We start from the raw sequence: 22,028 nt of genomic DNA on the forward strand, positions 1-22,028 counted from the left end.
AGCATATAAAAACAAGAATATATCTTACTCATTAAAAACTCTCCCACTCACTCCTCAGCAAGCCATATATCAGACTGTCACAACGGTTGCCTTGGGCATCTTTGCGGTCTCTTATGCGAGCTTCAAGGGTAAAGCCAAGTTTCTCTGCAACTCGTTGACTTTGAAGGTTATAACCAAAGCAAGTCAGTTCAATCTTATGCAGATTCAATTCTTTAAAAGCTAGGTCAATCAAGGCACGCGCTGCTTCTGGAACATAACCTAGACCCCAATGGTCTGGATTTAAGATATAGCCAATCTCCAAGACATCATCCTCGTGACGACGAGGGAAATCAACAGAGCCGATGACCTTATCGGTTCCTTTAGCGACAATTCCATAGCCCGCTGGGAGATTGTTCTTTTCATTACGCTCGGGCAGAATATGCTCTAGATAATAAATCTCATCTTCCAAGCTCTTGACGGGCGGAAAGCCTGCTGGGTAGGAAACTTCTGACCTACTGGCATAGTCAAAGATATCCACAACATCAGCCACGGTACGGACTCGTAAAACTAGCCGTTCTGTTTCGATTCGTTCTGGTAACTCATCTCTTGTCATCCTTCTACCTCGCTTTCTACAAAAAATCGCCCCTGCCATATCCATGACAGGGACGAATGTGCTAATCCGCGGTACCACCCAATTTCGGGCAAAGCCCGCAACTCTTGTCTTTTTTTTAAAAAACAATATTATTTCATTTTTCATCCATCAGCAACCAGTTTTGACACATTTGTGGACTTCTCAGCACCGCCACTTTCTGTAAAATGTGGGATTCAAAACACCTCTAATGGCTCTATTGTAGCAAGTTTTTGACGGAAATGCAAGGGACAAGAAAGATTACTTGAAGCTGATTCCGTGCTCTTTTAATTTCTTAATGGTAGCTGGGCCGATTCCTTTCAAGGCAAGGAGTTCTTTTTCAGTCCAGTTTTTGAAGTCAGCAGCCGACTTGATCCCTTCATCATAGAAAGTCTTAGCACGATCTACTGAGAGACCACCCAAAGTAGCTGCGAAATCTTCTACAGAATTGGCTACTTTTTGAACTTGTTCCTTAGTCGCTTCTACTGCTTGTTCCACTTTTTTAGAGACAACTTTTCCTGCTTCGCTGGCAGATTTTTCTGCGTGTTTCACAACTTTCTTGGTCTCTTCGACAACTTTGGTCACCGTACTTGAAAATGCACCTGAGCGACGAAGGCTATTTCGCAATTGTTTTTTACGTTGGAGTTTCTTTGACATGATAAAATCCTTTCAATAAAAAATCCCTGCTCTGACAAGGATTTAATAAAGATATTCTATCAAGATTTTGGGAAAAAATCAAGAAAGTATCTGTATTTTAATAGCTTCGCTCACCAAACAAGCCTTCTGGCAAGTCATGGAAACCCTTGCCTGCTTTGAAATTTTCAAACTTACCCAGCAAAAACTGATAAGCATCCAAGCGACTCTCGTAGCGAATCATGGCATCTTTGGCACGCTCGTCTTGGTCTTCTTCGTAGACTTTTTGACTTTCCTTGTGCGCCATGTCGTTGATCATGATCTGGGTACTGACCCAGGCTTCAAATTCCTTCATAAATTCCTGTTCGTAACTCATTGGTTCTCCTTATTCTAATCCACGGAAATAGTCCGTATCAATTTCTCGGTAGGGCTGGATATCCTGAACATACTCCAACACCCCTTGAAAATCTCCGTTTTCATCGTGTACTGCGGCATAAGTGATGTGGATAAACTTGCCTCGCGACTCTGACTTGAACCACATTTCATACTTGTCCTTTTTACCTTCACGAAGACCTTGCATAACAGCCTTCACCTTGTCTAAGTACTTGGGCGGATGACAGAGTTCAACATTGCGTCCGACTTGAGATGGCGTCCGTTTGAAAATCATCTCATCAGCTGGCGCATTGTCATTGTAATACTGGAAAATATCGTCTTTATTGACAAAAGTAATCTCCATAGGGAGGTGATTGAGGATGAGGTTGGCCTGCTCGACTGATAGATAGCCATTGCCAAAAGCCTGTTGGCTATGGCGGTCCAGCACTGCTTCCTTTTCCTTAGGGGTAAAGGTAATGGTGAACTGGCCTTCTGGTGTATCGATAACTTGCTGAACTTGACCTTCTGCCGTGTCTAGTTGAACAGGTTCCTCTGCACTCTTTTCCTCAAGGAAACTCTGGCGTTCTGGAACCCATTTCTCAGACGGACGGACGATGGCATAGCCGTAAGCATCGCTCTCCTCCGCAACCTGAAGCCAGTCATCCTGAGTAAAGGACTCAAGGAGAATCATGAGAAGGATGGACTCTTCCTTGAAAATCATACTTTCAAACTCTGTCGCAAAAGCTTCAAAATCTTCTTTTACACTGCTAATCGATACTTCAGGTAGTGACTTGGCTGTCGTTAAAGCTGTTTGAAAGAGTTCTCGGATCTGGTCATCCACTCCCCACATGACTTTTGGAGGTGAATCGTGACCATAGCGCTCCATGATGGGGAAAAAGAGCTCTTCCTTACGCTGGTAGTGGACATCAAATTGCCCCAAAAGCCCCATTTGACGAACCAAACCCTTGCGCATCTCCGCAAGCATTTCCTCGTCTTCCATAGACTCATAGGTATCTAACAATCTCCGAATGCGAATCAAAGCTGCACGGAGGGCCAGATTTTCTTCCTTGAAGACCCGAACTGGATGGCCAGGGTGTTCGGTGTCCTCTACTTCGACGCCCTTAACAGCGTTTTTAAAAAGATTGGCATGGACATCACAGAGCTCCATGACATCTTCAAAGGTGACACCTGAGTCTGAGTTCATCAGCTCGTGCTCCATGAGGGAAATCTCGATGGCTGAAACACCCGTAAAAGTCGCATCAAAACGCTCCTGAACTGACTCAGGAGAGGCACCATTGTGCAATTCTAACAAAATATCCCGTAGGATATGAATCCGTTCATCTGCCATTAGTCTAATCCAATCACTTCGTAGCCATTCGCTTCTAGCGTGCGGACAATCTTGTCCATAGGCGTTCCTTCGAGTTTAGAACCCTGCTTAAGCGATACTTTGCGACCGACTGTATTGCGCATCAAGGGATTAGCAAGTGGTTTAAAACCGAGCTCCACTAGGATTTCCAAAACTTCTGGGTGCTTGTCTACCACTTCTGCAACGGGTATTGACACATCGATGATATTGTCCATGACGACCTCCATTGTATGTTCTAATACTCAATGAAAATCAAAGAGCAAACTAGGAAGCTAGCCGCAGGTTGCTCAAAACAGTGTTTTGAGGTTGTGGATAGAACTGACGAAGTCAGTAACCATACCTACGGCAAGGTGAAGCTGACGTGGTTTGAAGAGATTTTCGAAGAGTATAAAATGATTTTACTGCTTATATTATACCATATGGGAAGAGATTAAAAAACTAGCAGTGGAATTCCTGCTAGTTTCTTTCATTTCAAATTATTCCTTATCCTCTGGTTTTGCGAGCCACTGAGCTACATCCATCAGCTTGTCAGCAAGCAGTACTTTCCCGAAACCTACTAGAGCATTGTCGTCTTTCTTCATGTTCTTCAGGACTTTGACGCTTTGCATCACAAAAAAGTAATTCCCGTAAGTCTTGGCTAGAATTTTAATGAATCCCATATTACTCTCCTTCGATGATTTCGACCTCTTTTCGGATAGTATCAACGTCTCTTTGATATTGCACTTCATTGTAGTTGACTAGCTTGGACAATTCCTGTTGCAATCTTTCTCCCATCGGTTTCATGGTCGCAAAGGTTAAGCCACCAGAAATGACTCCACCTAGGATAGGAATCACTTTCCCCATCCCTTTGGCTAGACCTCCTTTTGTCAGATTGACTCCAAAAATTTTCAAAACTTTTTCTAAAATTGGATACCAAAGAGTTTTTGTCAAAGCTTTCTTATTCACTACTTTTATGACTTGTTTGGCTACTGTCACACCGCCTGATCGAAGCAGAGCACCAGCGCCATTTACTCCCAGCATCACACCGAGGTACAGTAGGAGTGTGTTTTTAGCTTCCTCGCTTAACTCATTGCGCGATGCCCAGAGATCATCAAATCCGTAAATATACCCTAGTTCTTGAGCTAATTTCAATGAAAAAGCATAAAACTGGGCTACATCTGTCGGGATAGTGATCGCCATGACAAGGCCTCCAGGTAGACCTGCCAACACCGAAGTTCCACTGGCTAACAGGACATTATCCTTAATACAGGCCTTGGCCACGCGATCCAAGCTTTCTTGAGGCAACAAAGAAGTCGGTCCTTGTTCAATCAAAGTTGGAATATCCTTACGGTCTAATTCCTTTGAAAACTTTTCTACTAAAAATTTCTCTCGATCAACTTTGACTACGGGTAATTTTACCACTTGTTGCAGCACTTGCATAGCTATATCTTGTTTAGCCATATGTCTCTCCGTTTTTCATTTATATCAAGCTTTATCATATCATACTATTTGAAATATACAAATTTTTTAAACCGATTTTTATCAGATAGATACATTGTCAGATAGCAATTATCATACTCTGGCAACAAAAAAGAGGGTATCCCCTCCTTCTTAGTTCTTATCCAGATTGCGTAGCATCTCGTCAATCTTGTTTCCATACTCGATGGATTCGTCTTTGACGAAGGTTAAATCTGGGATTTTGTACAATTTCAAATTGCGACCAAGTTCACGTTTGATGGTACCAGTTGCTTTTTCAAGCCCGATTTGAGCTTTTTGATTATCTGAAGCAAGGTTACTCAAAATGGTGTAGTAAACCTTGGCAACAGACAAGTCACCCAGCATCTGAACATCTGTGATGGTCACACCTTGGACACGCGGATCACGGACCTTCTTTTGCAAAATCTCATTGACTTCACGCTTGATTTCCATGCCCACACGATCCGTACGGAAATGATTTGCCATGATATTCCTTTCTCTACTTTGAACCAAAAGCTAGGCCAGCAGACCTAGCTATTTCTGTTAGATAGAGGAACTAGAGCCATTTGAATCTAGAAAACAAGCCTTAGATAGAACTAAGGGTTCATCAAGGCGCTGTTGACGACGAGTCAAATTGGCTATCGTTTCTCTATTATCGTTTGATTTCTTCCATGACATAAGCCTCAATCACATCATCCATCTTGATATCATTGTAGCCATCAATCATCAATCCACCTTCACGACCGTTAGTTACTTCTTTCACGTCGTCTTTGTAGTGTTTCAAGCTTGCGAGTTCACCGTCATAGATAACGACACCGTCACGGATAACACGGACTTTAGAGTCACGGGTAACCTTACCGCTAGTAACCATAAATCCACCGATAGTTCCGACTTTAGATACTTTAAAGGTTTCACGGATAACTGCTTCACCGATAACTTTTTCTTCAAATTCTGGGTCAAGCATCCCTTTCATAGCTTCTTCCATCTCTTCGATAACCTTGTAGATAATGCTGTGGAGACGGATTTCGACATCGTCAGCTTCGGCTTGTTGACGCGCTTGTGGTGTAGGGCGTACGTTGAATCCAACGATAAAGGCATTTGAAGCTTCCGCAAGTGTCACATCAGATTCATTGATAGCACCGACCGCTGAGTGGACGATGGTAACTTTAACACCTTCCACGTCGATCTTTTGAAGTGAGGCAGAAAGGGCTTCAACAGAACCTTGTACGTCGGCCTTGATGATAACGTTAACTGATTTGAGTTCACCAGCTTTAAGCGTATCAAAGAGGTTTTCAAGGCTGACACGTTGGGTAGCTTGACGTTGTTTCATGAGGGCACGTTTCGCACGCTCTTCACCGGCTGCACGCGCAGATTTTTCATCCTCGTAAACAGCAAAGTGGTCACCCGCCATCGGAGCTTCGTTCAAACCTGTGATAGAAACGGGCGTTGATGGTCCTGCAACCTTGACACGACGACCAAGGTCATTGGTCATAGCACGGACACGACCGAAGGTATTTCCGACAACGATAGGGTCTTGGACATTCAAGGTACCTTGTTGGACAAGAAGGGTTGCGACCGCACCTTTTCCTTTATCCAAGCGAGCTTCGATAACCGTACCGATAGCACGTACTGTTGGGTCTGCTTTGAGTTCTTGGATTTCAGCCACAAGAAGTACTGTTTCCAACAATTCTTCGATATTTTGGTTGAATTTAGCTGAGATTTCAACAAATTCAGAATCACCACCCCAAGCTGTTGACATGACACCATGCTCTGCCAATTCACCGATAACGCGTTCTGGGTTGGCACCTGGTTTATCAATCTTGTTGATAGCTACGATGATTGGAACGTTGGCCGCTTTTGAGTGGTTGATGGCTTCGATAGTCTGAGGCATAACCCCGTCGTCGGCTGCAACGACCAAGATGGTAATATCGGTAACAGAAGCACCACGCGCACGCATAGAGGTGAAGGCCGCGTGTCCTGGTGTATCAAGGAAGGTGATCTTCTTGCCATTTTCCACGATTTGGTAGGCACCGATATGCTGAGTGATTCCACCTGCTTCACCTGTCGCAACGCGAGAGTTACGAAGGGTATCCAAAAGGGTTGTTTTACCATGGTCAACGTGTCCCATGATGGTTACAACTGGTGGACGCTCAACCAATTCATCTTCGTTAAGATAGCCATCTTCGACAAAGAAACGTTCGATGTCGGCATTATCCACTTCAACCTTTTGTTTGGCTTCGATACCGTAATCCACCATGAGGAGTTCAATGGTGTCACCATCCAAAGATTGGTTTTGTGTGGCCATAACCCCCATCATAAAGAGTTTCTTAACGATTTCAGCTGGTTCACGTTTAATACGTTTTGCGATTTCCGCAACAGTCATACCATCTGTATATTCAAATTCGCTTGGCAATTCATGGAACTTACGTTCTGTAACAGGTTTTGGTGCCTGATTGCGGTTATTTTGCTTGTTGCCTTTTTTATTCTTTTTGTTGTTATTCCAGTTACTATTTCTTTGATTTCTCACTTGATTCTGACTACTTCGATTCTTTTGTTGTTTTCTAGGACCATCTTCTTCGTGATCATAATCGTCACGTTCTTTGTCTGGTCGAGCTTGTTTTTTACGACGTGTATCCACTGGCGCTTCTTTCGCTACAGGAGCTACTGCTACGGCTGGCTGCGTTTGTTCAGCTAACTTAGCAGCTTCCTCAAAGATTTCTTCAGGCTCCTTGCGTTTATTAGCTTGAGCCAAAGCTTCTTTGGCAGCTTGCGATTGCTTGAAGCGCTCCTCGCTTGAGCGTGCGTACTCTGCATTTTGCTCTGCTTTTAGGGCTGCAGCACGGGCTTTAAAGTCAACACGTGGTCCAGCTGGTTTTGGCTGGAAGTCCTGTTGCTGACGGCGATCATTGCCACGATTTCCTTGACCTTGTGGTTTCTTCCCTTGGTCGTTAAAACGGCGGTTGTCGCGGTTCCCTTGACCAGGTTTGCCTCCATTACGGCCGTCGTTTTTCTGACGGTTGCCGTTTTGTTGTTGGTCACGGTTATTGCCCTTGTTTTGTTTGCGTCGCTCTGCCTGCTCTTTGGCACGCGCCTCACGCTCCGCCTTGAAGTTTCGACTCTGTGGTCTTGCGGCCACTACTTTTTCTTCCTTAGGAGCTGCAGATGTAGCTGATTTGCTTTCTTCCTTAGCGGCTACTGGTTTAGCTGATACAGGCTTTTCTGCTTTCTTTTCTACACTTGCTTTTGCTGCTACAGGTTTTACTTCTGCCTTAGGAGCAGGTGCAGTTTTAAAGCTAGCTGCGATTTGTTCAGCAACAGCAACTTCCACGCTCGATGAGTGGCTTTTTACATCCAAGCCCAACTCTTTTGCACGCGCTACAACTTCTTTACTTTCTTTTCCAAGTTCTTTTGCGATTTCGTACAATCTTTTCTTAGACAAATCATGTCCTCCTCTTCTATTCCATAAGAGACCTCATTTTCTTTGTAAATCCAGCATCAGTCACAGCCAAAACCTTTCTCGATTTTCCGACTGCTATGCTTAATTCCAGTGTTGAAAACACGGTTATAACTTCTACTTGATAATAGTCACTTTTATCTTGAATCTTCTTGGTTAGATTGGGACCAGCATCATGGGCTAGAAAGACTAGCTTGGCTATCTGGTCTTGAATGGCCTTGACCACCAATTCCTCACCCGATATGATCCTGCCTGCTCGTTGAGCAAGACCCAAGAGATTGCTAATTTTTTGCTTATTCAAGTCCTAACTCTCTTCTTTTTACTTTGTGATCCACATAAGCGATCAACTCGTCATAAAAGCTTTCTTCAACTTCCATGTTAAAGCTGCGGTTAAAGACTTTCTTCTTTTTTGCCTCTAGGGCTTCTGCATTGTCTAGCTTGATATAAGCGCCACGGCCATTGGCCTTGCCTGTCGGATCGATAAAGACCTCTCCTTCTTTATTCTTGACAATGCGGAGCAAATCACGCTTGTCAATCACTTCGTTAGATACAACAGACTTGCGCAAAGGGATTTTTCTTGTTTTCATCTTTCCCTCCTCTAGCAGCTTTTATTCTTCAATCAATTCATCCGCAACTGCGTAATCAACTTGACCTGCTTCTTCCATAGCTTCAAACTCACTGGCAGACTTGATATCGATACGGTAACCTGTCAAATGAGCTGCCAAGCGAACGTTTTGTCCACGACGACCGATGGCAAGAGAAAGCTTGTTATCAGGTACAACGACCAAGGCACGTTTGCTATCATTTTCATCAAAGATAACTTGGTCAACCTCTGCAGGTGCGATGGCATTGTAGATAAACTCAGCTGGATCTGCTACCCACTCAATAACGTCGATGTTTTCTTCGACAGGAATCATACGGTCACTCTTAGCGTCGTAGCGAGCTGGGTGGAATTTGCTGGTGATTTTCTTGATATTAGCACCACCACGACCAACGATTGTCCCGATAGCGTCCACGTTTGGATTGTGGCTACGAACGGCAACCTTGGTACGGTCACCAGCTTCGCGGGCTACGCTCATGATTTCAACAGTTCCATCGTAAACTTCTGGAATTTCTTGCTCCATCAAACGCTTAATCATCTCTGGATGGCTACGGCTAACAAAGACGTTCACACCACGAGGATTGTCTTCAACCTTGTAGACATAAACTTCGATACGGTCGTGGGAAGCAAAAACTTCTCCAGGAATTTGGTCTTGTTTTGACAATTGAGCTTCGATGCTGCCAAGATTGACGTAAATGAAACGGTTGTCAAATCTTTCTACTGTACCAGACATGATTTCTTGCTCATGTTCTTTGTAAGTATTATAAGTGATGGCACGTGTTTGCTTGCGCATTTTTTCCATGATGGTTTGTTTAGCAGACTGGGCTGCTACACGACCAAACTCAGCTGGTGCTTCCTCGAACTTAATCTTATCACCAAGCTCATAGGCTGAATTAATGGCAAGGGCATCTTTCAAGCTGATTTCCAAACGGCTATCAAATACTTCATCAACAACTTCACGGACAGTATAAACTGTAAAGTCTCCTGTTTTTTCGTTGAAGTCGATGGCTACGCTATCTGATTGACCATAGCGTCTACGATAAGCGGAACGAAGCGACTCTACTACTGCGTCGATGATGTCTTCTTTTTTGATTCCCTTGTCTTCTTCCAAAATGCGGAAGGCCTCTAGCATTTCTTTACTCATGTTTTCTTCACTTTTGAATCCTCAAAAGCTATCCTTTCTTTTCTATAGTTTTACTGCTAAACGTGCTTTTGATACTAAACTGTATGGAATTTGGACGGTTTTCTTACGCGTCTTGTCCATATATTCCATGGTCAACTCATCCTCTTCAAAGGATAGCAAGGTTCCTTCAAAGACTTTTTGCTTATCGATGGCCTTATAAAGACCAACGTGAATGTATTTCCCAACTGCTCCAGCTATAGCTTCCTTGGTTTTCAAAGGACGCTCCAAGCCAGGGCTAGTCACTTCTAGGAAGTACTGTTCTGGGAAGGGATCGGGCTTGATGGTGTCTAGGACAGGACTGATAATTTCTGTCAGGTCTGCCGTGTCGTTCAAGGTAATTCCCTCAGGTTTGTCTACAAAAATACTGAGAATCATGTCACTGCCAATCTTTCCATACTCGATATCCACGAGTTCGAAAGGCGCTTGGATGACAGGTTCTACAACTTCTCTAACTAATTCTACGATTGTTGCGATTGCGTCCACCTCCTCATAAGCAAGAGGCGAAGATATTTCCCCGCCTCTCTTTCTCATATTCTTACTATCAGTATAGCACGTTTGTCAATTTATGTAAAGTATAAGCACTCAAACGGCTGTTTTTTAAGCTGTTTCTTAAAATTCTGCCTCAACTCGGTAGATCACTTGACCTTTGCTGGAGAATTTTTGCTCATACTCTGTCATGACATTGCCTTCAAAATCACTGGCATGTAAGTCCAACCAAACCCCGTTCAGTTTCATCCCATACTGAGAAAAACTCACCAAGCTGTACTCAAACAAGCCACAATTGTCTGTCTTGAAATGGATTTCCCCATTCTCAGGCAAGATGCGCTTGAAGGTATCCAAGAAACTCTTGTAAGTCAAACGACGTTTTTCATGGCGTTTTTTAGGCCAGGGATCTGAAAAGTTTAGGTAGAGACGATCAATCTCACCGTCTTCAAAGTAGTCGGTCAAATCTGAACCATCTACCCACAGCAACTTGATGTTGGGCACTCCAACTTCAAGCACCTTGTCCAAGGCATAACTCAATACCGACTTTTGAATATCAATCCCGATGTAGTTGATGTCAGGGTTTTGTTTGGCCATTCCTGATACGAAGGCCCCTTTCCCACTTCCAACCTCAACATGAATAGGATGATCATTTCCAAACAAGTCTCGCCATTTCCCTTTTGCTTCTAAGGGATTGAGGACCACATACTGAGGATTTGCCTCTAGTAATTCTGTCGCCCCTTTACGATTTCTAACTCTCATCTCTTCTTTCCATACTTGTCACGGAAGACGCGCAAGGCGTAAATCTCCCGGTTTACATTGTCTAAATCTTGATTTTCACAGTATTTGGCAATCTGGTTCAAGTAAGAATACTGACCATACCAATACAATTTATCTAACACTGTCTGATTGTACTTATAGCCGTAGTCTCTCAACCATTGGCGCCACTGATGATCCGGAATGTAGTGGCATAGCAAATGCGCCACATCAAACATACGATCCGTCAGACGAACCGAATCCCAATCCACTAGATAAACAAGTCCACTCTCTGTCTCAATCCAATTACTATGACGAAGATCTCCATGCACAATCGTTGCATGGTCTTCCCTAAAACCTGGAACCGTCTTACCTAGCTCAGCAATCACACTGTTCAAATAGTGGTTCTGCTTCAAGATTTCTGGAACTCCTTGCTGCCAAGAACGTAGCAAATCAACTGGTGTTTCCATGGTGTATCCCAAACGGCTCAACTGCTTCATCAAGGGACGCGAGCGGTGAAGGCGGTTCAAGATATTGATGATCTGCTTGCGATTCATATCGTAAGGGGTCAAGATTTTACCCGTCAGCCATTCCTGAGCACACATATCACGGCCATCTGGCAAACGACGAGTCCAAAGTAATTGAGGAGCGATTTGTTCTCTGGCTAGGCCAGGTAGGATTGGAGAGGTGTTCATTTTTACAAAGACGCGCTTCCCATCAGGGTAGCTTCCCATATAAGCTTTGCCACTCTTCCCAGGGATAGGGGTCAGCGTTAGCTCATTATCACCCAAGTCCATTTCTTTCCTCCGTATAAAGTTTCCTTACTATTCTACTAGTTTTTGGTCTATTCGTCAACCAATCTTTTTAGTTGGTAAGGCAAATAAAACAATTGTAGGAAGAGACTAGCCCCTACAAGAGCCAACAAGGCTATTTTCTCTTGAAAAACCACTGCTCCGACCAGTAATTCCAGCAAAAGAACTGCACTTCCCACACCAAGCACAATCTGTTTCAATCCCTTTTCTTTCTCCCCTTTTTCTAGTGGAAAGAGCTGGGTCAAGTACTGGTAGTCAAAGGCATGATAGAGAGCGAGTAACTGAAAGAGCAAGAGGTAATTAAATAGAACCACCACTGCTGTCGCAATCCAAGATTGCTCGATAAAGACTAGAGCTAACAAGGATAGGAAGAGGAGGCGGAGACTGAGGGCAAAGAGGTCTCCATTTCGCAAGTAAGAACGAAGATAGAGATTTTGCCAAATTTTCCCAGGTACCTTCTGAACAGTCTTTAGGATAAAATCCAGATAAGCGCGACGTTTGACACTATTTGAAACGCCCTTGACCTGAGTAAAGAGAGCAAAGAAACGAAGCAAAACTTGCTTGCGCTTGCTTTCTTGGGCGATCACATAGTCCCAGTCAATTCCGTTCTCAGTAAAAAATTTACTGGCTTTTTGGCGAAAGAGGAGATATTTCCCAGCTCCCAATAAAAGCACATAGATGAAAAAAACTGGCAAGCCATAGCCCATGGCTAAAAATAAGGGCGCAAATAAAAGCAAGAAAAGGGTTTGGACCAAGAGCCAAAAGACCAGTGAGCGCACTGTCTGCTCTTTGAGGTGAGACTTAACCTCCTCTTCACTGACTAAGAGAAAGAGCTTGTCAGGCCCTTCCATGTAGGTCGCGATTCCTCCCCAAGCTAAAAGCAAGGCAGATACAATCCCCAAAAACAAGAGGATAGGCCAATGATTTTCAGGAAAATGTTGCAAGAGTTGACTGTACTGGTAAGCTAGAAAACCAATGAGAACTAGCAGGAACAAGACAAAGTGGTCATTTAGAACATAACGCAGATAACCGACACACTCCTTACGAAAAGCCTGCTTTCGCTTTAAAAACAAGTCTTTCATAGCTCCTCCTCTTTGGTCAGAGCCAAGTAAATATCATTCAAACTCGCTTCAGGCATGTTAAAGGCTTCGCGGAGTTGCTGGAGGTTCCCCTGAGCCCGCACCTCCCCCTTGTGGAGAATGACAAAGGCATCACACATCTTCTCCGCCGAATCCAAAACATGGGTACTCATGAGGATAGACTTGCCTTTTTGCTTTTCTACTTCTAGCAGCTGAATCAAGTCAGAAATAGCCAGCGGATCGAGCCCAAGGAAAGGCTCATCAACGATAAAGAGGCTCGGATCCACCACAAAAGCACAGATAATCATGACCTTCTGCTTCATCCCTTTTGAGAAATATACTGGAAACCAGTCTAATTTTTGATCCAAACGAAACATTTTTAACAAAGGTTCCACACGATCAAAAGCTATATTCTGCTCAATACCATAGGCCATGGCAACCGTCTCGATATGCTCCCTGAGGGTCAATTCCTCGTACAAGCTAGGCGTTTCAGGAATATAGCCAATCTGCTTGCGATAGCTGGTCGCATCTTCTCGCAGGATTAGACCGTTAATCTTGATTTCCCCACTGTAAGGTGTCAACAGACCAATGATCTCATTAATTGTCGTTGATTTTCCAGCGCCGTTAAGACCAATCAAACCAACCAACTGCCCACTTTCAACTGTAAAGGACACATCTTTCAAGACAGGAACATGAACATAGCCTCCTGTCAGGTTTTTAATTTCTAACATATTTTCTCCGAATCTGGTATAATGTAGCTATATTATATCAAAATTCAATACAGTAGAGGTGGATTTTATGTCAGATTGCATTTTTTGTAAGATCATCGCAGGGGAGATTCCTGCTTCAAAAGTATACGAGGATGAGCAAGTTCTTGCCTTTCTTGATATCTCTCAAGTAACGCCTGGACACACCCTCATTGTACCCAAAGAGCATTTTCGCAATCTTTTGGAGATGGACGCTGCCAGCGCTAGCCAACTCTTTGCCCAAGTACCAACAGTGGCTCAAAAAGTCATGAAAGCTACCAAGGCTGCCGGAATGAACATCATCGCCAACTGTGAGGAAGTTGCTGGTCAAACAGTCTTTCATACCCACGTGCACCTTGTTCCTCGCTACGGTGCAGAAGATGACCTTAAGATTGACTTTATCGCCCACGAACCTGACTTTGACAAACTTGCCCAAGTCGCTGAAACCATTAAAAACGCTTAAGGAGATGCCATGAAACTATCCAATCTATTGCTATTTGCAGGAGCTGCAGCTGGAAGTTATTTTGTCGTAAAAAATCGCCAAGTCATCACAGAGGAGTTGATGGATACTAGCGACCGTGTCGAAGCTATCAAGGATGATTTGGATATCATCCAAAACAGCCTACAAATCATCGACCAACAAAAAGCCCTTATCAAGGAATACCAAAAAGACTTGACCTACAAGTTCAAAGTCTTGGAAAAAGATTTCCAAACTAGAATGGCGGTCCTCCAAGAAGAAAAACAAGAATAAGAAAGCCTCCAACTTTCCTTAAATCCATTTTGGATTACTAGATTTGAACAGAAAAGGGAGGGAATGAAAATGAAACAGTTTGTAAAAGTTCTAGCGAAGATCCTCGCAATCCCTTGCGGCTGCCTCTGCCTTCTTGTAGCCTTGGCATTTCTACTAGTGGCCAATCTTTTCAAAGCGTCACCAAGTGACATCCGAAAAGGGAATGACGACTTAAAACAAATCTTTACCTCCCTTGACATGCCTCCTGAGAAAGTAGAATCGGATGGACACTATCAATACGAGGGTGGAGGCCTAGATTTTTATGTTACTTTCTCAGACGAGGTCATCAATAGTCACCCCGTCCTAAAGGAAAGTCCAAAACTCACCAAAAACCGACTCGAAGTCTATGTCCTCCAGACAGGAGATATTTCCTACTATAAAGTAGGAGACAACTTATTCAATCGTGGTTTAATACAATTTTTAGAGGAGGAGGGCGAGAAGTATTTCCAAGAAAAAGGAAAAAAATCAAATTCTTCTTACACAATTCTAGCTTGGAAGGATCAGGCAAGTCTCAAAAAGGGAATCGCATTCTATGAAAAAGCCTTGACCTTGGTAGATATTCAGGATAATTCGGCGATCAACCACATTGATACCGTCACCGTTAAGCCTGGCAAAGAAGCGGAAATCAAGCAACTCATCCAAGAGATGGATGAGGCTGGCTTGCTCACTCATAAGTATAAATAGTAGACTAACTGGAGAATGATTTCTCGATACTAAATTTTTAATGATAACAAAAAAAGAGCCCGCCGGCTCTTTTTACTTTATTCTCCTTCAAAGGCATCTTTTATATGGTCAAAGAAGCCTTTTTTCTTTGGATTGACTTTCAAGTCACCTGCAGCTGCGAATTCTTTAAGCGCTGCTTTTTGGCGGTCGTTCAAACCTGTTGGAGTCACGACATTGACAGTAACATATTGGTCACCAACGGCACCGCCACGAAGGCTAGGTGCTCCCTTACCACGTAGACGGAATTTCTTGCCAGTCTGTGTTCCTTCTGGGATAACCAATTCAACATCTCCATGCACGGTTGGAATTTCCACAGTATCTCCAAGAGTAGCTTGGACAATATTAAGATTTAACTTGTAGAAAATAGTTGTTCCTTCACGTTCAAACTTATCGCTGGCTTCTACTGAAACCACTACATACAAGTCTCCGTAAGGCCCACCGTTAAAGCCTGCTTCACCTTGACCAGCTAGGCGAATTTGTTGACCAGTTTCCACACCAGCAGGAATTTTCACATGTACGCTATGAGCTTGTTTTTCATGACCTGTTCCATGACAAGTTGTACATGGATCCTTGATTTCTTTTCCGCGACCATGACAGACATCACAAGTTACTTGACGTCGCATCATACCAAGCGGAGTCTGCGTATCGACATTAATGACACCAGCGCCATGACAGCGTCCACAAGTGACTGGACTTGTCCCTGGCTTAGCACCAGATCCATTACAGGTACGACAGCTTGCTTCACGGTTGTACTTAACTTCTTTTTCAGCTCCGAAGATGGCTTCTTCAAAGGTCAAGTTCACACGGTACTGGAGGTCATCCCCTTGACGAGGAGCGTTTGGATTGCGTGAAGCTCCGCCTCCCCCGAAAAAACTTGAAAAGATATCTTCAAAACCACCGAAGCCACCTGCTCCGTCAAAGCCACCAAAACCGCCAGCACCACCAAAGCCACCGTTGGCACCTGCAGCACCATATTGGTCGTAGGCTGCACGTTTTTGGTCGTCACTCAAAGTCTCATAGGCTTCTTGAACTTCCTTGTATTTTTCCTCAGCACCAGGCTCCTTGTTGATATCTGGGTGGTATTTTTTTGAAAGCTTACGATAAGCCTTTTTGATCTCATCTGCCGAAGCGTTTTTTGACACCCCCAGACGATCATAAAATTCAGTATTGTTCATACAAGATACTAAGAGCGAACAGAAAACGACTGAAATTTAGGAAACCGACAAGAAATCCTGATTTCTTAGGAGGTTTATCTAATTTCCAAGCTTTCCGCTCGAGTTCAGTTACTCGAACACCCTTATTCCTTTCTGTTAATATTGCGGAACAAAACCTCAATCTAGGTCGGGTTCAATTCCTTTCTTTCATATTGATGATAAAAACTCAAATAAATTGGGTTTAGCCCCTTTTTACCGAAAAACAGAGGCTGGGTTGCAACCTCTGGATTTCTTCTTATACTTACAACGCAAAAGTCATCATAGCGATTGTAGTAGATTGGCAATCACTTTAGTGATTAGTCATTCTTAACGACCTCGCTCTCCGATTTTCAAGCTCGGGATAAAATAGTCCACTGGACTATTTTATTTCTCCGTAAACTCTCCGTCGACGACGTCATCGCCTGCGTTTCCTGTTGCTTGTGCGCCTTCTGCTCCTGCTTGAGCTTGTTGGGCTGCAGCAGCTTGTTCGTAGAGTTTAACAGCAAGTCCTTGAGCTTTTTCATTCAATGCTTCAAGTTTTGCTTTCATTTCGTCCAAGTTGTTGTCTTCTTGGGCTTTCTTAAGCTCATCAAGGGCAGCTTGGGCAGCATCACGTTCTGCATCGAAGCCTTTGCCTTCAGTTTCTTTGATTGTCTTTTCAGTCGCAAAGATAGCTTGGTCTACTTCGTTACGAAGGTCTACTTCTTCTTTACGTTTCTTATCTGCTTCAGCGTTAGCTTCAGCATCTTTCATCATGCGGTCGATTTCTTCGTCTGTCAAACCTGAGTTTGATTGGATAACAATTGTTTGTTCTTTTTGAGTTCCAAGATCTTTAGCCTTAACAGATACGATACCGTTCTTGTCAATGTCAAATGTTACTTCGATTTGAGGAATTCCACGAGGTGCAGCTGGGATATCTGTCAATTGGAAACGTCCAAGAGTCTTGTTATCTGCTGCCATTGGGCGTTCACCTTGAAGAACGTGGATATCAACGGCTGGTTGGTTGTCCGCTGCAGTTGAGAAGACTTGTGATTTAGATGTTGGAATAGTAGTGTTGCGATCGATAAGTTTTGTAAATACTCCACCCATTGTTTCGATACCGAGTGACAATGGTGTTACGTCAAGAAGGACAACGTCTTTCACATCACCAGTGATCACACCACCTTGGATAGCAGCACCCATGGCAACAACTTCGTCAGGATTTACTGATTTGTTTGGTTCTTTACCAGTTTCAGCTTTCACAGCTTCTACAACGGCTGGGATACGAGTTGAACCACCAACAAGGATGACTTCGTCGATTTCTGACAAGCTCAAACCTGCATCTGAAAGAGCTTGACGAACTGGAACTTTTGTACGTTCTACAAGATCACGAGTCAAATCGTCAAATTTCGCACGAGTCAAAGTCATTTCCAAGTGAAGAGGTCCAGCCTCACCTGCAGTGATGAATGGCAAGCTGATTTGTGTTGAAGTCACACCAGAAAGGTCTTTCTTAGCTTTTTCAGCTGCATCTTTCAAACGTTGCATTGCCATCTTATCAGTAGACAAGTCAATACCATTTTCTTTCTTGAATTCTGCTACCAAGTGATCGATAATTTTTTGGTCAAAGTCGTCACCACCGAGTTTGTTGTCCCCTGCAGTTGACAATACATCGAAGACACCGTCACCCAATTCAAGGATAGATACGTCAAATGTACCACCACCAAGGTCAAATACCAAGATTTTTTCTTCTTTGTCAGTCTTATCCAAACCGTAAGCAAGAGCGGCTGCTGTTGGTTCGTTGACGATACGTTCTACTTCAAGACCAGCGATTTTACCAGCGTCTTTAGTTGCTTGACGTTGAGCGTCGTTGAAGTAAGCTGGGACTGTGATAACTGCTTTGGTTACTTTTTCACCAAGGTATTCTTCAGCGTAACCTTTCAAGTATTGAAGAATCATAGCTGAGATTTCTTGTGGAGTGTATTCTTTTCCATTTGCAGAAACTTTTTCAGAAGTTCCCATCTTAGATTTGATAGAGATAACTGTATCTGGGTTTGTAACTGCTTGACGTTTTGCGGCATCACCAACGATGATTTCGCCATTTTTGAATGACACTACAGATGGAGTTGTGCGATTTCCTTCTGGGTTTGCGATGATTTTGCTTTCAGTTCCTTCAAGAACTGCTACTGCTGAGTTTGTTGTACCTAAGTCAATACCGATAATTTTAGACATGTGTTTTTCTCCTTAAAGTTTAATTCGAATTTTGATTTTTTGATATTTCCCTTAAGTGGTGAGGACGTGAGCAACTCCCTACGGGATTTCATCACTTATTTTTGAGCCAATTGTCTCAAAAATCCCCTGTTTCAGTAGCACACGCTACTGAAACTTTCACCACGGCGGGCAACATCTTCCTTGCAAGCCTCCAGCTTGCTTTTTATCTTTCTTCATAGTTTATTGTCATTTCGGACAAAATTTTTAAGCTCTGTTGCCTAGTTATATACTACTACCATGGCTGGGCGTAGGATGCGATCATGGAGTTTGTAGCCTTTTTGGAAGACTTGAGCGATGGTGTCTGCTGGGTGTTCATCGTCTGCTGGGAGAGTTTGGATGGCCATATGATAGTTATGGTCAAATTTGCCGTCAGCTGTGATTTCTTCGATTCCTTCTTCTTTCAAAGCGTGATTCAAGCTCTCTTGTACCATCTCCAATCCTTTTTTCACATCGTCTGTCAAACCTTCAACGGCTAGTGCACGTTCTAAGTTGTCAAGCGATGGTAAGATTGCTTTTGCCAGATCTTGGCTACGATAGCGTTGCAAGTTTTGACGTTCTTCATTGGCACGGCGTTGAATATTTTGCATTTCTGCATGAGCGCGAAGGTATTTGTTTTCGAACTCATCCGCACGTTCATTTGCCAAGTCCAACTCAGACTTCTCAGGAGTTGTTTCTTCAGTTGTTTCCACAACTTCTTCTTCTTTCATTTCTTCGTTTTTTTTATCTTGGGCCATTTTCGCCTCCTTTAATGATTCCAATATTAATTTACTTCGTAATGATTACTGCTGAGGTAGCGATAAAAATCTGTCAACTTCATCGTCAAAACACGATTGACCACATTGACTTGGTTGACCAATTGCTGATAATCTAGATTGACTGGACCGATAATCGCTAGAATTCCAAAACCTCGATAAGGAATGAGGAACTTACTGCTAATCACCGCCAAATCTGCTAGACAGGATTCCTGACTGTCTGCAACACGGACATTTTGCATTTGATTTTCATGCAGACCTTCACGAATCTCCAGAGCCACTTTTTGCGGTTGGTCAAAGAACTGATAGGCTGCTAGATTGGCAAAATTCAAGAGATTGACTTTGCCCGATACCACAATGTTTTCGTTGAACATTTCTTTAAAAATGTGTTCAAAGAGATCCATGACATTATCCGTTGTTGTAAAGTAACGTTGGATAATTTGCGGAATCTCCGTCCGAATCTTGTAATGAATGTCCAGAACGGTGTGACCTAGGAAACGTTCTTGAATCAAGGTCTTGAGGCGATTTAAATCTTCCTGCAAGAAGTTCCTTGGAATCAGAAATTGACTGGTAACCGTTCGGGACTCGTCTAGGGTAAATACTGCCAAGGCTGTATGTTGTCCCAAAACAACGATATCAAAGGCTGTCAACCGTTGCCTACTGGGCTCAACATCCAGTGCTACTACCGTACAGTCACTCAGGTCTGTCAATAGATTAGCAGCCTCTTGCAGAATATCCTCCAGTTTGAAGAATTCCTGATCAAAGGCTTTGACAATCTCATAAACCTCATTTTCAGCCAATCTGTCAAAAGCTAGCGAGTGTTTCACATAGTACTGAAAACCAGCAACACTTGGCATCCGACCGCTGGAGGTATGAGCCTTCTCAAGCAAACCCTGCTTCTCTAGAGCCGCCATGTCATTACGAATGGTAGCACTACTAGAATTGATAGACTCTTGTAGCGCCTTGGATCCGACAGGTTCGTGCGTTTTGGTAAAGATGTCAATAATCAGATTTAAAATATCCTGCTGACGCTCTGTAACCATCTCATCACTCCTCTCTGTCTGACCGATTAGCACTCTATGTACCCAAGTGCTAACTCATGATTCTATTATACACCCTTAGAAGAGAATGTCAAGACAAAAACTCAAAAAATTAGCACTCTTTTACCAAGAGTGCTAAAAATCAGTCTGAAGACCTAGAATCTTACTTCTCATCTACTTGGTATTTCCTTTTAAGTCTGAAAAAACCATAGATTAGATAAGAAATCAAGCAAGCGTATAAAACGAAAATAATAAAGAAAGACTGAGACAAGTTTTCTCGATACAAACTCATGCAAACAACAAGACCACCTGAAAAAGTGGCTATACAGGAACGAAGTCTAGACCGCATAACTTCCCATCTAAGATCCTTACTCATATAGACTTTCTCCTCTGAAAGTATATCAGAAGTTGGTTTACGAAGAATTGAACAAAAACCTGTTTCTATCAATTCCCAACCGCTATTTCTAAAATCTTGTAGTTCATGCTTATACTTTTTAAGAAATCTAGAATCATAGATATGGTAGATGACATCGTCCGGTTGACAGTGGTCAAAATAGAAAAAACCAAAACGACTAGTTCTATATCTCCAACCTTTCAAGTGCATCTCATGTAAAAATTCTTCTTCCTTGTCCAAATCAACAATGGTGAAAATCCTAAATTGTACTTTGCTATTCATTGTCTTACCTCCAAATCAGAAAACATACATGGTTTTATTTTTCAGATAATTCTTTCCACTTTTGAAACAAGCTCCAAAAAATATAAGAAATCTGAACCGCAAAAACTATCAATAAAACACAATCTATTATGACAATCAAAAACATTCCCCAACTGAAAGAACTAGCTCCACTGACAAACTTTGAGAAAACCGGTAGTAGAGCTAAAAATAGAATCAAAATAGGAAGCATCCGCATTATTAAAATCCGTTTGATCATAGCTAACTTCCCTGTAGCGTCATTATAGATTTCAAACTCAGTATCCGATTCAATTTCAGAATGCGCTTTTCTAAAATAGGAAAAACTATTAAAGTCTGTAATATGCTCCCAGCCACAGTCTTTAAATAGTTGTAAATAGGAGGCTCTCTCTGATTTTTTCATGGGATAAAAGTCCAACTGATAAGACACCTGCTCCGGTTGGCACTTTTCAAAAGTATACTTAACCGCAACTACTAAGTTAGAGTAGCTTACTTCCTTAAGTTTCCAGCCCTTAGCATGCATTTCCCCAAGGTATAAGGCCTCTCTATCATAATCTGCAATTGTAGATATCCGATATACAACCTTCTTTTCCATCATACTTCCTCCCGACTGTTTCTATAGAGCCGTTCAATACGTTTCAATTCAATCTCCAAAACCTTTCGTCCCAAATCTGTTATCTGATAGATTTTCCGTTTTTCCTCCTCTCGGACAAAGGAGATCAAGCCATCCTTTTCCATTTTTGACAAGGTTCCATACATAGTTCCAGGACTAATCAAAACTTGTAAATCTGTCATCTCCTTGATCTTTTGTGTAATACTATAACCATGACGTTCCTTTTGTAGACAGAACAAGATATAAAATCCTGTTTCAGTCATGGGAAGGTAAACACGCCTGATTTTATCTGTTAATTCCATTTAACCACACCTCCTATTTAGTTCGATATATCGCACTTCGTTATATAAACTATATCACACCTCGATATAAAACGCAAGAAAAAGAGAGAACGATTTCTCGTTCTCTCTTCTTAGACTCAGGAATTAAGAA

General features: G+C 42.7%; 27 protein-coding genes. 3 read left to right on the top strand and 24 right to left on the bottom strand.

Annotated elements, in window-relative coordinates; all coding sequences use genetic code 11:
• Positions 1 to 31: 31 nt before the first annotated feature.
• The 17 genes from E7Y33_RS08800 to E7Y33_RS08885 form a co-directional block, all read right to left on the bottom strand.
• Positions 32 to 592, bottom strand: coding sequence for a GNAT family N-acetyltransferase (locus E7Y33_RS08800; RefSeq protein WP_139690257.1), 561 nt, complete (start codon positions 590 to 592; stop codon positions 32 to 34).
• Positions 593 to 868: 276 nt separating this feature from the next.
• Positions 869 to 1,264 carry a helix-hairpin-helix domain-containing protein gene (locus tag E7Y33_RS08805; RefSeq protein WP_139690258.1) on the bottom strand — a complete coding sequence of 132 codons (396 nt, stop codon included), beginning with the start codon at positions 1,262 to 1,264 and terminating at the stop codon, positions 869 to 871.
• A gap of 97 nt (positions 1,265 to 1,361) precedes the next feature.
• On the bottom strand, positions 1,362 to 1,616 hold the full coding sequence (locus E7Y33_RS08810; protein WP_061421702.1) for a DUF1912 family protein: 255 nt from the start codon (positions 1,614 to 1,616) through the stop codon (positions 1,362 to 1,364).
• Positions 1,617 to 1,625: 9 nt separating this feature from the next.
• Positions 1,626 to 2,960 (bottom strand): DUF438 domain-containing protein, encoded by a 1,335-nt coding sequence (locus tag E7Y33_RS08815; RefSeq protein WP_139690259.1) that lies wholly within the window; start codon positions 2,958 to 2,960, stop codon positions 1,626 to 1,628.
• Positions 2,960 to 3,193 (bottom strand): DUF1858 domain-containing protein, encoded by a 234-nt coding sequence (locus tag E7Y33_RS08820; RefSeq protein ID WP_000368739.1) that lies wholly within the window; start codon positions 3,191 to 3,193, stop codon positions 2,960 to 2,962. Before E7Y33_RS08820 ends, E7Y33_RS08815 begins: the two co-directional genes overlap by 1 nt.
• A 261-nt stretch (positions 3,194 to 3,454) precedes the next feature.
• Positions 3,455 to 3,637 (bottom strand): hypothetical protein, encoded by a 183-nt coding sequence (locus E7Y33_RS08830; RefSeq protein ID WP_000505782.1) that lies wholly within the window; start codon positions 3,635 to 3,637, stop codon positions 3,455 to 3,457.
• Between the two features lies 1 nt (position 3,638).
• Complete coding sequence (locus E7Y33_RS08835) at positions 3,639 to 4,418, bottom strand: hypothetical protein (protein ID WP_139690260.1); 780 nt, start codon at positions 4,416 to 4,418, stop codon at positions 3,639 to 3,641.
• A gap of 150 nt (positions 4,419 to 4,568) precedes the next feature.
• Positions 4,569 to 4,919: a 30S ribosome-binding factor RbfA gene (gene rbfA, locus E7Y33_RS08840; protein WP_001273601.1), complete on the bottom strand. Its 351-nt coding sequence runs from the start codon at positions 4,917 to 4,919 to the stop codon at positions 4,569 to 4,571.
• A 166-nt stretch (positions 4,920 to 5,085) separates the two neighbouring features.
• Positions 5,086 to 7,872 carry a translation initiation factor IF-2 gene (gene infB / locus E7Y33_RS08845; RefSeq protein WP_139690261.1) on the bottom strand — a complete coding sequence of 929 codons (2,787 nt, stop codon included), beginning with the start codon at positions 7,870 to 7,872 and terminating at the stop codon, positions 5,086 to 5,088.
• Positions 7,873 to 7,888: 16 nt separating this feature from the next.
• Positions 7,889 to 8,188, bottom strand: coding sequence for a YlxQ-related RNA-binding protein (locus E7Y33_RS08850; RefSeq protein WP_139690262.1), 300 nt, complete (start codon positions 8,186 to 8,188; stop codon positions 7,889 to 7,891).
• Positions 8,181 to 8,474: an RNase P modulator RnpM gene (rnpM, locus tag E7Y33_RS08855; protein ID WP_006144965.1), complete on the bottom strand. Its 294-nt coding sequence runs from the start codon at positions 8,472 to 8,474 to the stop codon at positions 8,181 to 8,183. The genes E7Y33_RS08850 and rnpM overlap by 8 nt, the downstream gene beginning before the upstream one ends.
• Before the next feature lie 21 nt (positions 8,475 to 8,495).
• Entirely contained in the window at positions 8,496 to 9,632 is a 1,137-nt protein-coding gene (gene nusA, locus E7Y33_RS08860; protein ID WP_000032280.1) for a transcription termination factor NusA, read from the bottom strand.
• A 42-nt stretch (positions 9,633 to 9,674) separates the two neighbouring features.
• The gene (gene rimP / locus E7Y33_RS08865; RefSeq protein WP_139690263.1) at positions 9,675 to 10,154 is read right to left on the bottom strand and encodes a ribosome maturation factor RimP; all 480 of its coding nucleotides are present in this window, start codon (positions 10,152 to 10,154) and stop codon (positions 9,675 to 9,677) included.
• Positions 10,155 to 10,280: 126 nt separating this feature from the next.
• Entirely contained in the window at positions 10,281 to 10,916 is a 636-nt protein-coding gene (gene trmB, locus E7Y33_RS08870; RefSeq protein WP_139690264.1) for a tRNA (guanosine(46)-N7)-methyltransferase TrmB, read from the bottom strand.
• Positions 10,913 to 11,707 (bottom strand): cell cycle regulator CcrZ, encoded by a 795-nt coding sequence (ccrZ, locus tag E7Y33_RS08875; protein WP_000363019.1) that lies wholly within the window; start codon positions 11,705 to 11,707, stop codon positions 10,913 to 10,915. The genes trmB and ccrZ overlap by 4 nt, the downstream gene beginning before the upstream one ends.
• 47 nt (positions 11,708 to 11,754) lie before the next feature.
• Positions 11,755 to 12,804 (bottom strand): ABC transporter permease, encoded by a 1,050-nt coding sequence (locus tag E7Y33_RS08880; protein WP_139690265.1) that lies wholly within the window; start codon positions 12,802 to 12,804, stop codon positions 11,755 to 11,757.
• Complete coding sequence (locus tag E7Y33_RS08885; RefSeq protein ID WP_139690266.1) at positions 12,801 to 13,532, bottom strand: ABC transporter ATP-binding protein; 732 nt, start codon at positions 13,530 to 13,532, stop codon at positions 12,801 to 12,803. The genes E7Y33_RS08880 and E7Y33_RS08885 overlap by 4 nt, the downstream gene beginning before the upstream one ends.
• A gap of 67 nt (positions 13,533 to 13,599) precedes the next feature.
• On the opposite strand from E7Y33_RS08885, the gene E7Y33_RS08890 reads away from it, so the two are divergent.
• From E7Y33_RS08890 to E7Y33_RS08900, 3 genes are all read left to right on the top strand, one after another.
• Complete coding sequence (locus tag E7Y33_RS08890) at positions 13,600 to 14,010, top strand: HIT family protein (RefSeq protein ID WP_001278305.1); 411 nt, start codon at positions 13,600 to 13,602, stop codon at positions 14,008 to 14,010.
• Positions 14,011 to 14,019: 9 nt separating this feature from the next.
• Complete coding sequence (locus tag E7Y33_RS08895; RefSeq protein WP_139690267.1) at positions 14,020 to 14,298, top strand: hypothetical protein; 279 nt, start codon at positions 14,020 to 14,022, stop codon at positions 14,296 to 14,298.
• Between the two features lie 69 nt (positions 14,299 to 14,367).
• The gene (locus E7Y33_RS08900; protein ID WP_193431722.1) at positions 14,368 to 15,021 is read left to right on the top strand and encodes a hypothetical protein; all 654 of its coding nucleotides are present in this window, start codon (positions 14,368 to 14,370) and stop codon (positions 15,019 to 15,021) included.
• A gap of 77 nt (positions 15,022 to 15,098) precedes the next feature.
• Here the strand turns inward: E7Y33_RS08900 and dnaJ are convergent, their stop codons facing one another.
• The 7 genes from dnaJ to E7Y33_RS08935 all read right to left on the bottom strand — a co-directional run bounded on the left by dnaJ (position 15,099) and on the right by E7Y33_RS08935 (position 21,898).
• On the bottom strand, positions 15,099 to 16,235 hold the full coding sequence (dnaJ, locus tag E7Y33_RS08905) for a molecular chaperone DnaJ (RefSeq protein ID WP_001066307.1): 1,137 nt from the start codon (positions 16,233 to 16,235) through the stop codon (positions 15,099 to 15,101).
• A gap of 402 nt (positions 16,236 to 16,637) precedes the next feature.
• Positions 16,638 to 18,461 (bottom strand): molecular chaperone DnaK, encoded by a 1,824-nt coding sequence (gene dnaK, locus E7Y33_RS08910; RefSeq protein WP_042902036.1) that lies wholly within the window; start codon positions 18,459 to 18,461, stop codon positions 16,638 to 16,640.
• Positions 18,462 to 18,718: 257 nt separating this feature from the next.
• Positions 18,719 to 19,234, bottom strand: a complete 516-nt coding sequence (grpE, locus tag E7Y33_RS08915; protein WP_139690268.1) for a nucleotide exchange factor GrpE — start codon at positions 19,232 to 19,234, stop codon at positions 18,719 to 18,721.
• Positions 19,235 to 19,260: 26 nt separating this feature from the next.
• Positions 19,261 to 20,295, bottom strand: coding sequence for a heat-inducible transcriptional repressor HrcA (gene hrcA / locus E7Y33_RS08920; protein ID WP_139690269.1), 1,035 nt, complete (start codon positions 20,293 to 20,295; stop codon positions 19,261 to 19,263).
• 160 nt (positions 20,296 to 20,455) lie between these two features.
• Positions 20,456 to 20,968, bottom strand: coding sequence for a DUF2812 domain-containing protein (locus tag E7Y33_RS08925; protein ID WP_139690270.1), 513 nt, complete (start codon positions 20,966 to 20,968; stop codon positions 20,456 to 20,458).
• Positions 20,969 to 21,002: 34 nt separating this feature from the next.
• Complete coding sequence (locus E7Y33_RS08930) at positions 21,003 to 21,578, bottom strand: DUF2812 domain-containing protein (protein WP_139690329.1); 576 nt, start codon at positions 21,576 to 21,578, stop codon at positions 21,003 to 21,005.
• The gene (locus E7Y33_RS08935) at positions 21,578 to 21,898 is read right to left on the bottom strand and encodes a PadR family transcriptional regulator (RefSeq protein ID WP_139690271.1); all 321 of its coding nucleotides are present in this window, start codon (positions 21,896 to 21,898) and stop codon (positions 21,578 to 21,580) included. Before E7Y33_RS08935 ends, E7Y33_RS08930 begins: the two co-directional genes overlap by 1 nt.
• Between the last annotated feature and the right edge of the window lie 130 nt (positions 21,899 to 22,028).

Origin of the sequence: Streptococcus oralis (assembly GCF_006175905.1) — a bacterium.
GTDB classification, from domain to species: domain Bacteria; phylum Bacillota; class Bacilli; order Lactobacillales; family Streptococcaceae; genus Streptococcus; species Streptococcus oralis_BG.

What these genes read in the sequence shown, in the direction of transcription:
- grpE (WP_139690268.1), bottom strand. Translation starts at nt 19,234, where the DNA reads ATGGCCCAAGATAAAAAAAACGAAGAAATGAAAGAAGAAGAAGTTGTG.
- E7Y33_RS08830 (WP_000505782.1), bottom strand. Translation starts at nt 3,637, where the DNA reads ATGGGATTCATTAAAATTCTAGCCAAGACTTACGGGAATTACTTTTTT.
- E7Y33_RS08805 (WP_139690258.1), bottom strand. Translation starts at nt 1,264, where the DNA reads ATGTCAAAGAAACTCCAACGTAAAAAACAATTGCGAAATAGCCTTCGT.
- E7Y33_RS08900 (WP_193431722.1), top strand. Translation starts at nt 14,368, where the DNA reads ATGAAACAGTTTGTAAAAGTTCTAGCGAAGATCCTCGCAATCCCTTGC.
- nusA (WP_000032280.1), bottom strand. Translation starts at nt 9,632, where the DNA reads ATGAGTAAAGAAATGCTAGAGGCCTTCCGCATTTTGGAAGAAGACAAG.
- E7Y33_RS08810 (WP_061421702.1), bottom strand. Translation starts at nt 1,616, where the DNA reads ATGAGTTACGAACAGGAATTTATGAAGGAATTTGAAGCCTGGGTCAGT.
- dnaJ (WP_001066307.1), bottom strand. Translation starts at nt 16,235, where the DNA reads ATGAACAATACTGAATTTTATGATCGTCTGGGGGTGTCAAAAAACGCT.
- hrcA (WP_139690269.1), bottom strand. Translation starts at nt 20,295, where the DNA reads ATGGTTACAGAGCGTCAGCAGGATATTTTAAATCTGATTATTGACATC.
- E7Y33_RS08935 (WP_139690271.1), bottom strand. Translation starts at nt 21,898, where the DNA reads ATGGAATTAACAGATAAAATCAGGCGTGTTTACCTTCCCATGACTGAA.
- dnaK (WP_042902036.1), bottom strand. Translation starts at nt 18,461, where the DNA reads ATGTCTAAAATTATCGGTATTGACTTAGGTACAACAAACTCAGCAGTA.
- E7Y33_RS08890 (WP_001278305.1), top strand. Translation starts at nt 13,600, where the DNA reads ATGTCAGATTGCATTTTTTGTAAGATCATCGCAGGGGAGATTCCTGCT.
- E7Y33_RS08895 (WP_139690267.1), top strand. Translation starts at nt 14,020, where the DNA reads ATGAAACTATCCAATCTATTGCTATTTGCAGGAGCTGCAGCTGGAAGT.
- E7Y33_RS08930 (WP_139690329.1), bottom strand. Translation starts at nt 21,578, where the DNA reads ATGGAAAAGAAGGTTGTATATCGGATATCTACAATTGCAGATTATGAT.
- rbfA (WP_001273601.1), bottom strand. Translation starts at nt 4,919, where the DNA reads ATGGCAAATCATTTCCGTACGGATCGTGTGGGCATGGAAATCAAGCGT.
- rnpM (WP_006144965.1), bottom strand. Translation starts at nt 8,474, where the DNA reads ATGAAAACAAGAAAAATCCCTTTGCGCAAGTCTGTTGTATCTAACGAA.
- E7Y33_RS08820 (WP_000368739.1), bottom strand. Translation starts at nt 3,193, where the DNA reads ATGGACAATATCATCGATGTGTCAATACCCGTTGCAGAAGTGGTAGAC.
- ccrZ (WP_000363019.1), bottom strand. Translation starts at nt 11,707, where the DNA reads ATGGACTTGGGTGATAATGAGCTAACGCTGACCCCTATCCCTGGGAAG.
- E7Y33_RS08835 (WP_139690260.1), bottom strand. Translation starts at nt 4,418, where the DNA reads ATGGCTAAACAAGATATAGCTATGCAAGTGCTGCAACAAGTGGTAAAA.
- E7Y33_RS08815 (WP_139690259.1), bottom strand. Translation starts at nt 2,960, where the DNA reads ATGGCAGATGAACGGATTCATATCCTACGGGATATTTTGTTAGAATTG.
- trmB (WP_139690264.1), bottom strand. Translation starts at nt 10,916, where the DNA reads ATGAGAGTTAGAAATCGTAAAGGGGCGACAGAATTACTAGAGGCAAAT.
- E7Y33_RS08885 (WP_139690266.1), bottom strand. Translation starts at nt 13,532, where the DNA reads ATGTTAGAAATTAAAAACCTGACAGGAGGCTATGTTCATGTTCCTGTC.
- E7Y33_RS08800 (WP_139690257.1), bottom strand. Translation starts at nt 592, where the DNA reads ATGACAAGAGATGAGTTACCAGAACGAATCGAAACAGAACGGCTAGTT.
- E7Y33_RS08925 (WP_139690270.1), bottom strand. Translation starts at nt 20,968, where the DNA reads ATGAATAGCAAAGTACAATTTAGGATTTTCACCATTGTTGATTTGGAC.
- E7Y33_RS08880 (WP_139690265.1), bottom strand. Translation starts at nt 12,804, where the DNA reads ATGAAAGACTTGTTTTTAAAGCGAAAGCAGGCTTTTCGTAAGGAGTGT.